Source organism: Bradyrhizobium sp. CCGUVB4N (genome assembly GCF_024199945.1).
GTDB lineage: Bacteria > Pseudomonadota > Alphaproteobacteria > Rhizobiales > Xanthobacteraceae > Bradyrhizobium.
The window spans coordinates 17,992-34,131 of record NZ_JANADP010000001.1 but is presented as its reverse complement, the minus strand read 5'-3'; the positions used below and the strand labels follow the sequence as shown (position 1 = coordinate 34,131).

Annotated in this window: 11 protein-coding genes and 1 pseudogene; 6 read left to right on the top strand and 6 right to left on the bottom strand. The window is 64.9% G+C overall.

Annotated features, from left to right (window positions below; all coding sequences use genetic code 11):
* Window positions 1-76 precede the first annotated feature (76 nt).
* Window positions 77-1,789, bottom strand: a complete 1,713-nt coding sequence (gene murJ, locus NLM31_RS00130; RefSeq protein ID WP_375167459.1) for a murein biosynthesis integral membrane protein MurJ — start codon at window positions 1,787-1,789, stop codon at window positions 77-79.
* Between the two features lie 5 nt (window positions 1,790-1,794).
* Here murJ and NLM31_RS00125 point away from each other — a divergent pair, with 5 nt between their 5' ends.
* Window positions 1,795-2,796 (top strand): adenosine kinase, encoded by a 1,002-nt coding sequence (locus NLM31_RS00125; protein WP_254127112.1) that lies wholly within the window; start codon window positions 1,795-1,797, stop codon window positions 2,794-2,796.
* Window positions 2,797-2,933: 137 nt separating this feature from the next.
* Here the strand turns inward: NLM31_RS00125 and NLM31_RS00120 are convergent, their stop codons facing one another.
* Together NLM31_RS00120 and NLM31_RS00115 are read right to left on the bottom strand one after the other, a co-directional pair.
* Complete coding sequence (locus NLM31_RS00120) at window positions 2,934-4,640, bottom strand: AMP-binding protein (protein WP_254127111.1); 1,707 nt, start codon at window positions 4,638-4,640, stop codon at window positions 2,934-2,936.
* 107 nt (window positions 4,641-4,747) lie between these two features.
* Window positions 4,748-5,941, bottom strand: coding sequence for a serine hydrolase (locus tag NLM31_RS00115; RefSeq protein WP_254191129.1), 1,194 nt, complete (start codon window positions 5,939-5,941; stop codon window positions 4,748-4,750).
* 340 nt (window positions 5,942-6,281) lie between these two features.
* Between NLM31_RS00115 and NLM31_RS00110 the strand changes: the two genes are divergently transcribed.
* Window positions 6,282-6,602 (top strand): hypothetical protein, encoded by a 321-nt coding sequence (locus tag NLM31_RS00110; RefSeq protein WP_254191128.1) that lies wholly within the window; start codon window positions 6,282-6,284, stop codon window positions 6,600-6,602.
* Between the two features lie 121 nt (window positions 6,603-6,723).
* Entirely contained in the window at window positions 6,724-8,217 is a 1,494-nt protein-coding gene (locus NLM31_RS00105) for an NAD-dependent succinate-semialdehyde dehydrogenase (protein ID WP_254191127.1), read from the top strand.
* A gap of 152 nt (window positions 8,218-8,369) precedes the next feature.
* Here NLM31_RS00105 and NLM31_RS00100 read toward each other — a convergent pair.
* The 3 genes and pseudogenes from NLM31_RS00100 to NLM31_RS00090 all read right to left on the bottom strand — a co-directional run bounded on the left by NLM31_RS00100 (window position 8,370) and on the right by NLM31_RS00090 (window position 12,816).
* Window positions 8,370-10,585: pseudogene (locus tag NLM31_RS00100) on the bottom strand (SLC26A/SulP transporter family protein).
* 320 nt (window positions 10,586-10,905) lie between these two features.
* The gene (locus NLM31_RS00095) at window positions 10,906-11,820 is read right to left on the bottom strand and encodes a phosphoribosylaminoimidazolesuccinocarboxamide synthase (protein WP_254127102.1); all 915 of its coding nucleotides are present in this window, start codon (window positions 11,818-11,820) and stop codon (window positions 10,906-10,908) included.
* A 78-nt stretch (window positions 11,821-11,898) separates the two neighbouring features.
* Complete coding sequence (locus NLM31_RS00090; RefSeq protein WP_254191126.1) at window positions 11,899-12,816, bottom strand: pirin family protein; 918 nt, start codon at window positions 12,814-12,816, stop codon at window positions 11,899-11,901.
* Between the two features lie 64 nt (window positions 12,817-12,880).
* Here NLM31_RS00090 and NLM31_RS00085 point away from each other — a divergent pair, with 64 nt between their 5' ends.
* The 3 genes from NLM31_RS00085 to NLM31_RS00075 all read left to right on the top strand — a co-directional run bounded on the left by NLM31_RS00085 (window position 12,881) and on the right by NLM31_RS00075 (window position 16,139).
* The gene (locus tag NLM31_RS00085; RefSeq protein ID WP_254127100.1) at window positions 12,881-13,450 is read left to right on the top strand and encodes a GNAT family N-acetyltransferase; all 570 of its coding nucleotides are present in this window, start codon (window positions 12,881-12,883) and stop codon (window positions 13,448-13,450) included.
* Between the two features lie 52 nt (window positions 13,451-13,502).
* Complete coding sequence (locus NLM31_RS00080; protein ID WP_254191125.1) at window positions 13,503-14,564, top strand: helix-turn-helix domain-containing protein; 1,062 nt, start codon at window positions 13,503-13,505, stop codon at window positions 14,562-14,564.
* A 147-nt stretch (window positions 14,565-14,711) separates the two neighbouring features.
* Window positions 14,712-16,139 (top strand): serine hydrolase, encoded by a 1,428-nt coding sequence (locus tag NLM31_RS00075; RefSeq protein WP_254191124.1) that lies wholly within the window; start codon window positions 14,712-14,714, stop codon window positions 16,137-16,139.
* Window position 16,140: the final 1 nt, after the last annotated feature.

Below are 16,140 nucleotides of genomic sequence, written 5' to 3'. Positions count from 1 at the left end.
GTTTTCCTGAGAAGTCGCCGGCCGTCGTTTCCAACAGCGGCGCTGCCCCGTCAAGGGCAATTCGAGGGCCTTGCGGTCAGGCGGGCCGTTTCAGGGCGTTAACCGCCTCGCGCAGGGCGACAACGCCGAGAAACTGCAGGAGCAGGCCGTAGACGGCGATGCCGGCTGTGATCTGCAGGCCCAGCGCGACGAAGCGGATCAGGCCGTGGGCCTCGACCGGCATCAGCCCTGTCGTCAGCCAGAGCAGGGCGCCCATCGCGGCGGCGGCAAGCACGATCCGCGGCAGCCGTTTTCGCGCGGCGGCGTCGACCGAGAAGCCGAACTCGCGCGTGCCTTTCCGAAGCAGCGAGAGCGCGCTGCTCCAGGCGCCCGCCGCGATGCTCGCGGCAATCCCGCTTGCGCCGAAGAAGTGGCCGAGCAGGACGGCGAGGGCGATCGCGACCATAAAACCCTTGGCGGTCGCGAGCAGCGGCGCCATCGTGTCGCTGCGGGCAAAGAAGGCCGGCGACTGCGCCTTGATCAGCACATGCGCGGGCAGGCCCAATGCCAGCCACATCAGTGCATGCGCAGTCGCGGTGCTGTCTTCCGCGCCGAATGCGCCGTGCTCGAACAACAGCCGCACGATCGGTTCGGCCAGCACCGCAAGGCCGAGCGTCGCGGGCAGGGCGAGCCCGGTCGCAAGCTCGAGCGCGCGCGATTCCGCATGGGCCACCGCGTCGCGGTCGCCGCCGCCGACGGCGCGTGTCAGCTCCGGCACCAGCACCGTGCCCATGGCGACGCCGACGATGCCGAGCGGCAGCTCGATCAGGCGGTTGGCGAAATAGAGCCAGGATACGGCGGAGGGCGTCGCCGACGCGATGATCGCGCCGGCCACCATCAGCCATTGCGGTCCGGAACTTGCGATCATGCCGGGGATCGCCTTGGCGAAGAAGCCGCGCATCTCCTTGTCGAATCTTGCGCGCAACGGTGTCGCGAGATGCGCACTCCGCTGCGACACCAGCATCAGGAGCTGCAGCAGGCCGGCAATGCCGACGGTCGCCGCCAGCATCCACGCAGCCGAGGACGCATCGGCGTGCCACAGCAGCAGCGCGGCGATTGTTGCGATCAGCGCGATGTTGAACAGCAGCGGCGAGAACGCCGTGAGCGCAAATCGCCCTTGCGCGTTCAGCAGCCCCATCAGCACCGTGACCGGGCCGGCGAAGGCGAGATAGGGCAGCATGAGCCGCGCATTCTGGACGGCGAGATCGAGCGTGGGACTGCCGACGAAGCCCGGCGCGATGATCATGATGATCAGCGGCATCGCGACGGCAATGCCGATCGAGATCACGATCAAGGCCGCACTGACCGTGCCGAGCACGCGCCCCGCAAATGCGGAGGCGGCCGCTTCGCCATCGCGGTCGCGGACGCGCAGCCAGGCCGGGATCAGGGCCGCATTCAATGCCCCTTCGCTGAGCAGGCGTCGCACCACATTGACGAGCTGGAACGCGGCCAGAAAGGCGTCCGCCACGGCGCCGGTGCCGAGCAGCGCCGCGATCAGGGAATCGCGGGCAAAGCCCAGCAGCCGCGAGGCCAGTGTTCCCGTCGAAACTGTCAGGAAGGAGCGGATCATCGGGTCGACATACCATAGCGTTTTCGAGCGAAGTGGTCCCGGTTCGCGTGAAGAAAACGCGTCAAAAGAAGCCTCTCGTTGCTTGCCCGTGGCGGCCCGGTCGTGATAGGCCGCGAGCCAGATTTCAGGCCGACAGGAAGCTGATTTCCCCGGCAATCGCAATCCGGCAAACAGGATCAAGGTGAATGGCTGACGTGAAATATGACGTTCTCGGCATCGGCAACGCGCTGTTCGACGTGCTGGTCCGGACCGATGAAGCCTTTTTGGTCAAGCACGGCATGGCCAAGGGCAGCATGTCCCTGATCGACGAAGCGCGCGCCGCCGCCATTTACAACGACATGGGTCCGGCGACGGAAGTCTCGGGTGGCTCGGCCGCCAACACCATCGTCGGCGTCGGCAGTTTGGGGGCGCGTGCCGCTTATGTCGGCAAGGTCAAGGACGACCAGATCGGCAAACTCTATGTCCACGACATCCGCGCCGCCGGCGTTGCCTTCAACACGCCGCCTGCGAAGGACGGCCCCGCCACCGGCTGCTCCTACATCCTGGTGACCGGTGACGGCGAGCGCACCATGAACACCTATCTCGGTGCCGCGCAGGATCTGTCGCCCGCCGATATCGATCCGGCCGAGATCGCGGCCGCCAAGATCGTCTATCTCGAAGGCTATCTCTGGGATCCGCCGGGCGCCAAGGAAGCCTTCCTGAAGGCCTCCAAGATCGCTCACGAGGCCGGCCGCAAGGTGGCGCTGACCTTGTCGGACTCCTTCTGCGTCGGCCGCTATCGCGACGAGTTCCTGGGCTTGATGCGCAACGGCACGGCCGACATCGTGTTCGCCAACGAATCCGAGCTGCACTCGCTCTACGAGACCTCCGACTTCGACACCGCGCTCAAGCAGCTGCGCAACGACGTCAAGCTCGGCGTGGTCACCCGCAGCGAGAAGGGTTGCGTGGTGGTGACGCCGACCGACGCCGTCGCAGCTCCGGCCTCCCCGATCAAGCAACTGGTCGACACCACGGGCGCCGGCGACCTGTTCGCGGCCGGCTTCCTGTACGGCCTCTCGCGTGATCTGTCGCACAAGCAGTGCGGCGAGCTCGGCGCGCTCGCGGCCGCCGAAGTGATCCAGCACATCGGCGCGCGGCCGCAGGTGTCGTTGAAGGAATTGGCGCAGCAGCGCGGGCTGACGGTTTAACTCCGCTGTCGTCGCCCGGCTTGACCGGGCGACCCAGTATTCCAGAGACGATTGTGATCTAATCGAGAGGCCACGGCGTACTTGATTCCCCGCTTTCGCGGGAATGACAGTCGTCGTGGAGTGAGAGCGTCAGCGCTTCACGCCGTCTTCGCCGCCTTCAGCCCCAGTCGCTGCTCGACCGCATCGCGCATCACGAATTTCTGGATCTTGCCGGTCACGGTCATCGGGAACTCGTCGACGAACTCGACGTAGCGCGGGATCTTGTTGTGCGCGATCTGGCCGTCGCAGAAGGCGCGAACCTCCTCTGCCGTCAGCGTCTCGCCGGGCCTGACGCGGACCCAAGCGCAGAGCTCTTCGCCATAGCGGGTGTCGGCGACGCCGAAAATCTGCACGTCCTGGATCTTGGGGTGCCGGTACAGGAATTCCTCGATCTCGCGCGGATAGAGGTTCTCGCCGCCGCGGATCACCAGATCCTTGATGCGGCCGACGATGTTGCAATAGCCCGCGTCGTCGATGGTGGCGAGATCGCCGGTGTGCATCCAGCCGTTGGCGTCGAGCACGTCGCCGGTCTTTTCCCTCTCCTCCCAATAGCCCAGCATGACGCTGTAGCCGCGGGTGCAGAGCTCGCCGCGTTCGCCGCGGCTGACGATCTTGCCTTCGAGGTCGACGACCTTCACCTCGACATGCGGATGGATCCGCCCGACAGTAGAGACGCGCCGCTCGAGCGGGTCGTCCGTCGCGCTCTGGAAGCTGACCGGGCTGGTTTCGGTCATGCCGTAGGCGATGGTGACCTCGCGCATGTTCATCTCGGTGTTGACGCGCTTCATCACCTCGATCGGGCAGGGCGCGCCCGCCATGATGCCGGTGCGCAATGATTTCAGATTGAACGTCGCGAATTCGGGATGATCGAGCTCCGCGATGAACATGGTCGGCACGCCATAGAGCGCGGTGCATTTCTCCTGCTCGACCGCGCGCAGCGTCGCCAGTGGATCAAAGCCCTCGCCGGGATAGACCATGGTCGTGCCGAGCGTGACGGAAGCGAGGTTGCCCATCACCATGCCGAAGCAATGATAGAGCGGCACGGGGATGCAGATCCGATCCTGCTCGGTCAGGCGCATCGCACGCCCGGTGAAATAGCCGTTGTTGAGGATGTTGTGGTGCGTCAGCGTCACGCCCTTCGGCGAGCCCGTGGTGCCGCTGGTGAACTGGATGTTGACGGGATCGTCGAATTGAAGCGCCGCGCCGAGCACGGCAAGCTGCTCGCGATGCGCAGGCCCGCCCATGCGCGCGACGTTCTCGAAGGAGATCGTCCCGGGCGCAGAAGGTCCGCCGATCTGGATCACCATCCGCAGGGCCGGCAGCCGCGCCGCCTGCAGCTTCCCCGGCGTGGCGCTCGCCAGCTCCGGCAGCAGCGTGTTGAGCATCTCCATGTATTGGCTGGTCTTGAACGCGGTCGCGGTGACGATCGCGGCGCAGCCGACTTTCTTCAGCGCGAACTCCAGTTCGCTGAGACGATAGGCGGGATTGATCGTGACCAGGATCAGGCCGGCCTTGGCCGCCGCAAACTGCGTCAGCGTCCATTCCGGCCGGTTCAGCGACCAGATGCCGATGCGCTCACCGCGTTCCAGACCGAGCGCGAGAAAGCCCGCGGCAAGCGCGTCGACGCGTTCGGCGAATTCGCTCCAGGTCCATCGCACGCCGTGGCTGGGCGAGACCAGCGCCTCGCGATTGCCCCAGCGCCGCACGGCGTGATCGAGGCTGCGACCGATGGTGTCGCCGAGCAGCGGCGTGTCCGAAATGCCGCAAACGTAGCTGTCGGCTTTGCCTGCAAGATCGTCCGCCAAGTTCGTCTCCTCGAAATTGTTGCCTCGTGCCTGAAGCCGATGGCTTTCGGCACGAGGTTATCCGTTGCCAGAGAGGCGCGCGATGCCGGGCGCCTCATACTATGGGGTTAGGCTGCCTTCTTGCCACTGCCCGCATCGAGCCCGGCATAGACGCCACGCTCGAATCCCGCGAACGCCTGCAGGCATTTCGCGTCGGCAAACGGCAACAGCTGCATCAGGATCACGCCGGTGACGTCGCGCGCCGGGTCGATCCAGTAATAGGTGTTGGCAAGCCCGGCCCAGGCGAGGCTGCCGGCGCTACGGCCCTCTGCGGTCTTGGCGGTGTTGATCATGAAGCTGAGGCCCCACTTCTTCACCTGATCCGGATAGAGATCGACGTCGTTGGTGTAGGGCGGCGCCGCCGTCGTCATCTTGGTCATCTTGAGATCGCCCATCTGGTTCTGTCCCATCATGGCGATCGTCTCTGATTTCAGCACCTGGTTGCCGTTGCCGCGGCCCTTGTTCAGGATCATCTGGGTGAACCTGATATAGTCGGCCGCGGTCGAATACAGGCCGCCGCCACCCATGTGGAATTCCGGGTTCTGCTCGAGCTCGAACGGGATCGCGGCGAGCTGGCCGTCCTCGCCGCGCGCATGCATCCCGACCAGGCGCTTGCGCATATCGTCGGTGATCTTGAAGCCGGTGTCGCTCATGCCGAGCGGCGTAAACAGATTGTCGCGCAGATAAGCGTCGAGCCGCTTGCCGCTGACGGCTTCGACGGCCTTGCCGACGAAATCGATATTAGTGCCGTATTCCCAGCGCGTGCCGGGATCGGTCATGACAGGCGTCTTCAGCGCGGCATTCTGGCAGGTGGTGATCGCGGGGATGCCCTTCTTTTCAAGATAGACCGCGAGATCGCCGTTCCACATATTGTAGGCGAAGCCGGCGGTGTGGGTCATCAGCTGGCGCAGCGTGATCGCGCTCTTCGCCGGCCGCAATTTTGGTTCGCCCTTGGCATCAAAGCCTTCCAGCACCTGCGGCTTGGCGAGATCGGACAGCAGCGATCCGATCGGCGCATCGAGCGACAGCTTGCCCTGCTCGACCAGCTGCATTGCGCCGGCTGATGTCACCGCCTTCGTCATCGAGGCGATCCAGAACACGCTATCCATCGTCATCGCATCGGGCTTGGACAGATCGCGCTTGCCGAACGCACCTTGATAGATCACGTCTTTGCCGCTGGCGGCGATCGCAACAACGCCGGGAATCTCCTTGGCGTCGCTTGTCTTGCGCAGAGTCTCATCGATCTGGGCTTTGCTTTGCATACGCATTTCCTCCGGTTTGATTATTGTTGGAAGCGATCGATTGTCCTCCTGCATCCGCTGAACGGCAAGCGTGGCCATATGCACCCTGCGGTCGCGATGTCGTGACTTGACGGTCCCGGCGTGGCGCGGGACGACTGATTTGCAACACGTCTTCACAATCTGCGGTGGATGGCCGCACTTCGCCGTGACCATGGATGGGCTGAGGCGATATGTTTCGAGTGTTTGAAGCACTCGAAACATTTTGTGCGTTGCGGCGTTCGGAATTGGGCCCAGTGGGCGGCTGACGTTAAGACTTGAAACAAATTTGGCGGCCGCTTAGCCGGCTGCGAGGGGACCTCAGATGATTTCGACCTGGAGCGAATGGAAGCGCTATCCCCGTCCCGGACGGGGCGACAATCTCGAAGCGCCGATCTCGCCCGGCGTTTACGAGGTCCGGATCGCCGGCACCGGTGCGCTCTATTCTTTCGGTGCGGTCGACAATCTGGCGCAGTCGCTGGCGCTGCTGCCGGTCGGCTCAAAGTCCTGGTTCGGTCGCCGCGACACCTCCGATGCGCCCGATCTCGAATATCGGACCTGTGCGACCTCCTCGAAGGCCGATGCCAAGGCCGCCGCCGAGCGCATGATCGGTCGGCGCGAGACCTATATGAGCGGCGCGGCGTAACGCGCCGATCTCAGCTTAATTCCGATCAGCTGTGCGTTGCGGGACGGTGCATTGTGCGCCGTCTGTCCCTATATTCCGGCCGATCCGATCGCCCCCAAATGATCGTCTGAGGAGCAACGCCATGACGCCGACCGCCGCCGCACGCGCCCAGCACGCCACCGCCACCCTGCGGGACCGGTTGAAGGACCCTTCGCTCCTGAAGGAGGCCTGCTACATCGACGGCGCCTGGGTCGGCACGCCGGTCTTTGCCGTGAACAATCCCGCGACCGGTGTCGAGATCGCAAAGGTCCCGCAGCTTGGCGCGGACGACACCACCAAGGCGGTCGAAGCCGCCCAGCGCGCTTTCCCGGCCTGGGCCAAGCACACCGCCAAGCAGCGCTCCAACATTTTGCGCAAATGGTTCGAGCTGATCACCGCCAACCGCGAGGACCTCGCGCTGATCCTGACCTCCGAGCAGGGCAAGCCGCTGACGGAGGCGCTCGGCGAGGTCGACATCGGCGCCGCCTATATCGAGTTCTTTGCGGAGGAAGCCCGCCGCGTCTATGGCGAGACGATTCCGTCGCAGCGGCCCGATGCGCGGCTGCTCGCGATCAAGCAGCCGATCGGCGTCTGCGGCGCCATCACCCCGTGGAACTTCCCGAACTCGATGATCACGCGCAAGGTGTCGCCGGCGCTGGCCGCGGGCTGCACCGTGGTGCTGAAGCCCGCCAATGAGACGCCGCTCTCGGCTTTGGCTCTGGCCGTGCTCGCCGAGAAGGCCGGCATCCCCAAGGGTGTGCTCAACATCATCACCGGTGACGCGCCGCCGATCGGCAAGGTGCTGTGCGAGCATCCGGCCGTGCGCTTCGTCGGCTTCACCGGTTCGACCGCGGTCGGCAAGATCCTCTACCAGCAGGCCTCCGTCGGCGTGAAGCGGCTCGGCCTCGAGCTCGGCGGCAACGCCCCGTTCGTGGTGTTCGACGACGCCGATATCGACGCGGCGGTCGAGGGCGCGATCGTCTCGAAATATCGCAACATGGGCCAGACCTGCGTCTGCGCCAATCGCATCTACGCCCAGGACAAGATCTACGACGAGTTCGTCAAGAAGCTGTCGGCGAAGGTCGCGGCCATGAAGATCGGCGACGGCACCGAGAGCGGCGTCACGCAGGGCCCTCTGATCAACATGAAGGCGATCGACAAGGTCGAGCGCCACATCGCCGATGCCGTCAAGCGCGGCGCCAAGGTCGTCACTGGCGGCAAGCGCAGCGAACTCGGACGCTCCTTCTTCGAGCCGACGGTGCTGGCTGATGTGAAGCCGGACTCGCTGGTGTCGCAGGAGGAAACCTTCGGCCCGCTCGCGCCGGTGATCCGCTTCAAGGACGAAGCCGACGTCATCGCGATGTGTAACGCTTCGCCGTTTGGTCTGGCGTCCTACTTCTATTCCCGCGATCTCGGCCGCGTCTGGCGTGTCGCAGAAGCGCTGGAGTCGGGCATGGTGGGCGTCAACACCGGCCTGATCACGACGGAAGTCGCGCCCTTCGGCGGCGTCAAGGAAAGCGGCCTCGGCCGTGAAGGCTCGCGTCACGGCATGGAAGAATATGTCGAGATCAAATACGTGATGATGGCAGGGGTGTAAGGCCGCGGCTCTCCCTGGTCGTCCTGGCGAAAGCCAGGACCCGTTACCCCAGGGAGTAGTTTGGCGAAGACACGTCGTTCGGTACTTCGACCGTTTGCAATCGATAGACCTCGCGGTATGGGTCCTGGCTTTCGCCAGGACGCCGCCGGGCCCTACCGCCGCAGCACCGCGATCGTCCTGTTCGCAAACGTCAGCCGCTCCGCCATGACAGACACGAAATAGGTCAGCAGCTTGTGGCTGAGCGCGGGGTCTTCTTCCCTGATCTCGTCGAACTGGTGCGTGTTGAGCACGTAGAGCACGCTGTCGACCTCGGCCTGGATCGTGGCGCTGCGCGGCGTGTGCGATACCAGGCCCATCTCGCCGATGGTGGTGTAGCGGCCGAGGCTGCGCACGCGCGTGGTGCGGTCGTCGTCGGCGGGGACCATGATGCCGACGCGGCCGTCGAGGATGAAGTGCATGGAATCGGCGGGGTCGCCGGCCTGCACGATGACCTCGCCGGCTTCGACCTCGATGCGCTGGCAGCGGCGGATCAGCTCGTCGGCGTCGTCCTCGCTGGCGAGGATGCTTGCGAACCAGTCGCGCAGGCTCGCTTCTTCCTGCGCCAGACCCTGATGCTGCGAGATCAGTTCGTTCTCGCACCATTCCAGCGCGTGATCGAGCTCGGGAATGATGGTGACGCCGTCGCCGACGAAGTCGCTGGAGCGCAGCACCTTCTCGGCCGCCGCCGACAGATGCACCAGGATCAGCTCGACGCCGAGGTCGGCGGCGCTGCGCTTGATCTGCGCAAAGCTATAGGCCGCGGAGGAATCGACGCCGGTGACGAGTTTGAAATCGAACAGCAGATAGCGGCATTCCGGACGCTCCTGGAGCAGCCGCTTGACGTGCTGATAGAGTCGGTTGGCGGAGCCGAAGAACAGATAGCTCTGGAGATTGAGCCCCTGGATCTTGCCGCCATGAGCCAGCAGCACCTCCTGGTCGTCGCGCGAGCGGTCGAGCGAGGAGCGATATTCGGAGCCGTCAAAACTGTACTTGATCGATTCGACCCGTGCCGCGCTGAAGGCGAAGGTCGCGCAGCCGATGATCACGCCGATCAAGATGCCCGGCACGAACCCCAGGCCACGATGATGACGATGATGGCGACCAGCGACAGATATTCGAGCTTCGAAAGCCGCTTGCGCGACTCGATGATCCATTTGTGCAGCTGGTCGGCGCCGAGATAGAGCAGCAGGCCGCCGAGCACGAACTTTGGAATGAAGCCCAGCAGCTCGGGCGCGATCGCGAGCATCAGCAGCGATAGTGCCGAAGCGGTGAGGCCGGACAACCGTCCGCGGCCGCCGCTGGAGAAATTGAGGATCGATCGGCTGATCGAGCTGCAGCCGGTGTAGCCGCCGAGCACGCCGGTCAGGATGTTGGCGGCACCCGTGACGTTCAGCTCGCGCTCCAGATTGGCCTCGCGATGCACGGCGACCTCGATGCCGGTGGTGTTGAACAGCGTGCTCGATGCCGTGACGAAGATGACGGCGACGAGATTGCCGAGCAGGTCCGGCACGGCAAACCAGGGATATTGGGCGAGTTCGTCGGTGTGCCAGGGCAGCATGAACGCGGCTTGCGGCGGAGGCTGAAATGTCCAGCCCATGCTACGAGCCTCGTCGAGCGAAACACCCGAGATCCAGAACGCCAGATGCGCCGTGATCACGCCGCCGACCAGGATGATCGGCAGACCGAACGGGTTCCGCGAGCGGTGCCAGGTCAGGTAGAGCACCAGTGCCATGGCGCAGGCGGCGCCGAGCTCCAGCAGCGTGGTGCCGTTGGCAAAGCGCGGCAATGTCGCGAGCTGCACCGGGTAATTGGTGATGACCCTGATCGCACCCAGCGCGATGAGAAGTCCGGTGGCGCCGAGGAAGCCGCCGACCACGGGATAAGGCACGTAACGGATGGCGCGGCCCATTCGTGTCAGGCCCAGCCCGCACAGCACGATGCCGGTGAGCACGGTCGACAGGCCGAGCGTGATCAGAACGGGCGAGAGCAGCGGCGCCGAAAGATTGGCCGATTCGATGTGCTCGACCAGCGAGGCCGCCAGAATTCCTGTGACCGCAGCCGTCGAGCTGTCGGGGGCGGCAATCGCAAAGGGAAGCGAGCTGCCGAGCCCGATTACGAGCGCAAGCACCGCCGAGCTGATGAAGGTCGCAGCGATGCCGTAGGACAAATAGGGTGAGAGCGGGCCGGCGAAGATCAGCAGCGAATAGGACAGCCCGAACGTGACGGTGAGGATGCTCGCAGCACCTCCACCCAGCATATCATTCAGCGCACGCTTGGCGGACGGGCTGACCCCGGTGACCGGATCGAAGTCAATTGCAGGATCTGTCACGCCGTGACACTCGCTCATGAAAATACCCGCCCGGAGAGGTAGACGAGTGCGAGCCTAGCGCAACAGGATTCTTGTAAATATGAAGTATCCGACAGTTCTGCGGCGCTCCGCGTGTGAACGGTCAGCCATATGGTTGATGTGAAAAACCGAAATCGCTCATCGGTGTCGTCCCGGCCGAGTGCGCAATTGCGCACGGGGGCCGGGACCCTTAACCACAGGGAGCAGTTTGGCGAAGACTAGGAGTTCGGTACGCCTATCATCCGCAAACGATAGATTCCGCGGTATGGGTCCCGGCCTTCGCCGGGACGACAATCCTCAGCCTAAATCTTCAGCTCCGTCCCCGTGACGCGTCGATACGCTTCCAGATACCGCTTGCTGGTCGCATCGACCACGCTCGCGGGCAGCGGCGGCGGCGGGGCGTCGCCGTTCCAGCGCCCGGCGCGGCGCTCGACGTCGAGATAGTCGCGCAAGGGCTGCTTGTCGAAGCTCGCCTGCGGCTGGCCGGGCTTGTAGGCATCGACGGCCCAGAAGCGTGAGCTGTCCGGCGTCATGACCTCGTCGATCAGGATGATGCGGCCGTCCTTGTCGCGGCCGAATTCAAACTTGGTGTCGGCGATGATGATGCCCTGCTCGCGCGCCAGCTCCTCGCCGAGCGTGTAGATCGCGCGCGTCATGCTCTCGAGCGTATAGGCGACGTCGTCACCGACGACCGCGCGCATCTTGGCAATGGTGATGTTCTCGTCATGGCCGGTCTCGGCCTTGGTCGCGGGGCTAAAGATCGAGGGCTCGAGCTTCTCGCTCTCGACGAGGCCGGCCTTCAGTTTCTCGCCCGCCAGCGTGCCGGAGCCGGCATATTCCTTCCAGGCCGAGCCCGAGAGATAACCGCGGATCACGCATTCGATCGGGAATACGGTGGTGCGGCGGGACAGCATGGCGCGGCCGAGGATTTCGGCGCGATGCGGCTTCAGTGCCGGCACGGCCGCGATGATCTCGTCGGTATCCGCACTGATCATGTGATGCGGCACCACGCCTTCGAGCTTATTGAACCAGAACGCGCTGATCTGGGTCAGCACTGCGCCTTTCATCGGGATGGTCTCGCCCATCACGACGTCGAAGGCGCTGATGCGGTCGGTGGTGAGGAGCAGCAGGCGGTCGTCGTCGACGGCGTAGATATCGCGCACCTTGCCGCGGCCGATCTTGGTCAGGGGCAGGTCGCTGGAGAGCATGGCGGTCATCGGCAGAGCTTTCAGGCAGAAGGCTTCAAGACAGGGCGTCCGGCCGCGTCTGATGGCGCGGCCGAAAGCCGGATTAGCCTATTCCGGCAGCGGAATGAACTCATGTTCCTGCGGAACCGCGGCGAAGCGGCCGGTTTTCCAGTCCTGCTTGGCCTGCTCGATCCGCTCCTTGCTGGAGGAGACGAAATTCCACCAGATGTGGCGCGGGCCCTCCAATGCATCGCCGCCGAGAAACATCATCTGCGTGGCCTTGAGCGCCTTCACGGTGATGCGGTCGCCGGGCCGGAAGATCAGGAGCCGCGGCCCTTCGTAGCGCTCGTTCGCGATCTCGACCTCGCCATCGACGACATAGATCGCACGCTCCTCATGGTCGGGGTCGAGCGGCACGGTCGCGCCGGCGACCGCCGTGACCTCGGTGTAGAACCAGGGCGAGACCATCTTCACTGGCGAGGCGATGCCGAAGGCGGATCCGGCGATCACGCGCGCGGTGAAATCGCGCTCGGAGATCATCGGCAGATCGCCCGCCGCATAATGCTGGAACGAGGGATCGATCTCTTCGGAGCCGGCCGGCAGCGCGATCCAGCTTTGCAGGCCGAGCATCTGCTGGCCCGAGGCGCGCTGGGCATCCGGCGTGCGCTCGGAATGCGCGATGCCGCGGCCCGCGGTCATCAGATTCATCGCGCCGGGCGCGATCTCCTGCACGTTGCCCTCGCTGTCGCGATGCATGATCGACCCGTCGAACAGATAGGTGACGGTCGCAAGCCCGATATGCGGATGCGGCCGCACGTCCATGCCCTTGCCGGACACGAACTGCACCGGCCCGAAATGATCGAAGAAGATGAACGGCCCGACCATCTGCCGCTTGCCATGCGGCAGCGCGCGCCGCACCACGAATCCGTCACCGAGATCGCGGGTGCGCGGCACGATGACGAGATCGAGCGCGTCGCAGGACATGGGATCGCCGAGCACGGGATCGTTGGAGGGTTGCCAGCTCATGGTGGACTCCTGTTTCTTGCTGGTATGATCGTAGCAGAACATCGATGGGAACGGGAGGAGACAGATGATTCCGCCGCTCAAGCCAGGCGCCAGGCTGCTCGAGGTCACCGGCCCCGAAATCGAGACGGAACGTCTTATCCTGCGTCCATGGCGCGCCAGCGACATCGCGCCCAACGCCGCGATGCTGAGCGACCCCGGCACGGCGCGGTTCATCGCGGCCGACGGCAATCCGGTCACCACCGCGATCGCCGGCTGGCGCAATGCAGCCGTGATCTCCGGACACTGGGCGCTCTACGGCTTCGGCATGTTCGTGGTCGAGGAGAAGTCGAGCGGCAACTATGTCGGCCGCGTCGGCCCGTGGTGTCCGCCGGGCTGGCCCGGTTTCGAGGTCGGCTGGGGCATTGCCAAGGAATTTCGCGGCAAGGGCTATGCGGTGGAGGCGGCCCGCGCGTCGATCGACTGGGCGTTCGACAGTTTTGAGGTCGACGAGATCATGCACTGTATCGAAAGCGTGAATGCGCCGTCGCAGGCGGTGGCGCGCAGGCTGGGTGCGCGGAAGGATCGCGTGATCGACCTGTTCGGCAAGCCCGCCGACGCCTGGATCACGACGCGCGCCGCGTGGCGGCGAAATTGAATCGATCGCCGATCTGACTTAAGTTCGCGACGCCGACGACCGGATCGATGGGATGCTGCTGACCAATCTCGACCTCGCCTTCCGCGCCGCCAGCGTCGCGCTGCTGCTGGTGCTGGCGGCGTCGCTCCTCTCTGATTTTCGCAATGTACTGGCTGCCCGCCTCGGTGCGGTCTTCGTGCTCAGCACGGTTGCGCATGCCGTGAGCTATTCGTTGGATGTCACGTCGCGGATCCCGCTCTGGCATGCACCGCTGATCGCGTTGTCGACCGGGACCATCGTGGTGTTCTGGCTGTTCACGCGCGCCCTGTTCGACGACGAGTTTCGCCTCCGCTGGTGGCACGGCTTGATCTGGGCGCTGGTGGCGGCCTTCAGCTTCGCAGGCTGCGTCTGGATCGCACCCAGCGGCCATGTGCGATTCTCGGTGACGGTGGTCAATCTGATCGTGCTCGGTTTCATCGCCCTTGCGGTCGGGCAGATGATCGTCTCCTGGCCAACTGACCTGGTCGAGCGCCGCCGCCGCGTTCGTGTCTTCATCGTCTGCGCCATCGCGCTCTATGGCGGGCTGAACGCGGTGCTCCAGATCGCCGTCGCCGGCCACCACGTCGGCGCTGTCGCCGAAACCATCAATGCCGGCGTGCTCACCGGCACCGTCGCGGCGATCGTCTATGCCATGATGCGCGTTGACGGCGCGGATCTGTTTCCGGCAGCAATGGCGCCCGCACCGCCGACTGTTTTCAGCCAGCCTGCGGCCGATGCTGCCGCCGACCAAAAGCTGATCGATGCGCTGATGCGTCTGATGGCGGACGAGCGCATCTACCGCCAGGAGAACATCACCATCGGCGTGCTGGCGGGCCGGTTGAAGATTCCGGAATACCGGTTGCGCCGGCTGATCAACCAGCGGCTCGGCTACCGCAACTTCAATGTGTTCCTGAACAACCACCGGATCGAGGAGGCCAAGGCCGCGCTCGCCGACCCCACCCAGGCCGAGGTTCCCGTCATCACCATCGCGATGGACGCCGGCTTCCAGTCGCTCGGCCCGTTCAACCGCGCCTTCAAGGCGGTCACGGGTGTGACCCCGACGGAATACCGGCGGCTCAAGGCCGACGCGGCTTAGATTTTTAAGCACCTGAAATCACGTATGAATTTCGAAATCGACTAGTCCCGATCAGTTTCGACGAGGTCGATTTTCAAATCCGGCGAGCGTGTCTCGCCCGCATCCGGCCTTGCTCTCCCGCACATGCCCCGTAGCCGGAGAAAGCCCGTGACCCGTCGCCGTAAGATCGTCCTCCTCACCACCGCCATCGCCTGTGCCGGCCTCGCGCTCGGCGCGGCGCGGGCGCGTGACGTGCCCAAGGTTGCCACCGGCTTCATCGCCCATACGCTCTGCTCGGAGACCTTCGTCTCCGGCCTCGATCCCATGCGCGATCTCAACGAGACCATCGACGCGATGCCGGGCACAGGTCTCTTGAGCTGGGCAATGAATCTGCAGATCGATCGCACGCGCAAGGATGTCACGGTGTCCCTGTTCGGGATCGGCCGCAGCCATGCCGTCTATCGCGAAGGTCTCGGTTGCTCGCTCGAGCACGGCCGGGGGATCGCCGACGTCGCGTTGCCGCCGGATGACAAGCAGCCCGCCTTACTGCCCGACATTGCCGGTCCGGGACTCGTGCCGCCGCAAAGCGAGGGGCTGTCCGCCGCGCTCGACCGTGCCTTCGCCGAGCCCGCGCAGCCGCCTTATCGCCGCACGCGCGCGATCGTCGTCATGAAGGCGGGCCGCATCGTCGCCGAGCGTTATGCCGACGGTATCGGACCGGAGACGCGGCTGCTCGGCTTCTCCATGACGAAGTCGGTGATGTCAGCGCTGACGGGCATTCTCGTGCGCCAGGGCAAGTTGAGACTGGACGGGCCCGCGCCAATTGCCGCCTGGCAAAATCCGGACGATCCGCGCCATGCCATCACCGTCGACCAGTTGCTGCGTCATACCGCAGGCCTCGCGCTCGGCAGCTCGCTGGAGGCCAAGCTTGGCTCCGTGCTCGAGCCGGTCAACACCATGAAATATGCCGAGGACGATATGGCTGGCTTTGCCGAGCGCGCGCCGCTCGCAACCGCGCCGGGCACGGCGTGGAATTATCACGACGGCAATTTCCTCATCCTCGCGCAACTGCTGCGTGACGCCGCCGGCGGCAAGCCCGCCGATGCGCTCCGCTTCGCGCGCCGCGAATTGTTCGCGCCGCTCGGCATGCACGACGTCACGCTTCAGCTTGATGGCGCCGGCACGATCGAGGGCGCCGGCGAAATGATGGCGTCCGCACGCGACTGGGCGCGGTTCGGCCAGCTCTATCTCAACGACGGCGTCGTCGGCGGCAAGCGCATCCTACCCGAGGGCTGGGTGAACTACTCCGCGACGGCCACGCCCCACGCGTGGGTCGGCATCGGTGCAGGCTTCTGGACCAACCAGGGCAACAGTTTCGGCGCGAAATTTCGCGTCGACCATGGCTGGCCGGGCGATGCCTTCTTCGCCAAGGGCACGATCGGGCAATACACGATCGTGATCCCGTCGGAGAGGCTGGTGATCGTGCGCCTCGGCCGCTCGCCGAACTTCCCGCCGGACGTGGACGGTGTGTTCGACCTCGTGCGCGATGTCGTGGCGATAACGCGCGAGAATGGGAAACTGGCGGGCGCGAATTAGG

Excerpts from the sequence above, each read along its gene's own strand:
- NLM31_RS00125 (WP_254127112.1), top strand. The coding sequence starts at position 1,795 with ATGGCTGACGTGAAATATGACGTTCTCGGCATCGGCAACGCGCTGTTC.
- NLM31_RS00115 (WP_254191129.1), bottom strand. The coding sequence starts at position 5,941 with ATGCAAAGCAAAGCCCAGATCGATGAGACTCTGCGCAAGACAAGCGAC.
- NLM31_RS00110 (WP_254191128.1), top strand. The coding sequence starts at position 6,282 with ATGATTTCGACCTGGAGCGAATGGAAGCGCTATCCCCGTCCCGGACGG.
- NLM31_RS00105 (WP_254191127.1), top strand. The coding sequence starts at position 6,724 with ATGACGCCGACCGCCGCCGCACGCGCCCAGCACGCCACCGCCACCCTG.
- NLM31_RS00095 (WP_254127102.1), bottom strand. The coding sequence starts at position 11,820 with ATGACCGCCATGCTCTCCAGCGACCTGCCCCTGACCAAGATCGGCCGC.
- NLM31_RS00090 (WP_254191126.1), bottom strand. The coding sequence starts at position 12,816 with ATGAGCTGGCAACCCTCCAACGATCCCGTGCTCGGCGATCCCATGTCC.
- NLM31_RS00085 (WP_254127100.1), top strand. The coding sequence starts at position 12,881 with ATGATTCCGCCGCTCAAGCCAGGCGCCAGGCTGCTCGAGGTCACCGGC.
- NLM31_RS00080 (WP_254191125.1), top strand. The coding sequence starts at position 13,503 with ATGCTGCTGACCAATCTCGACCTCGCCTTCCGCGCCGCCAGCGTCGCG.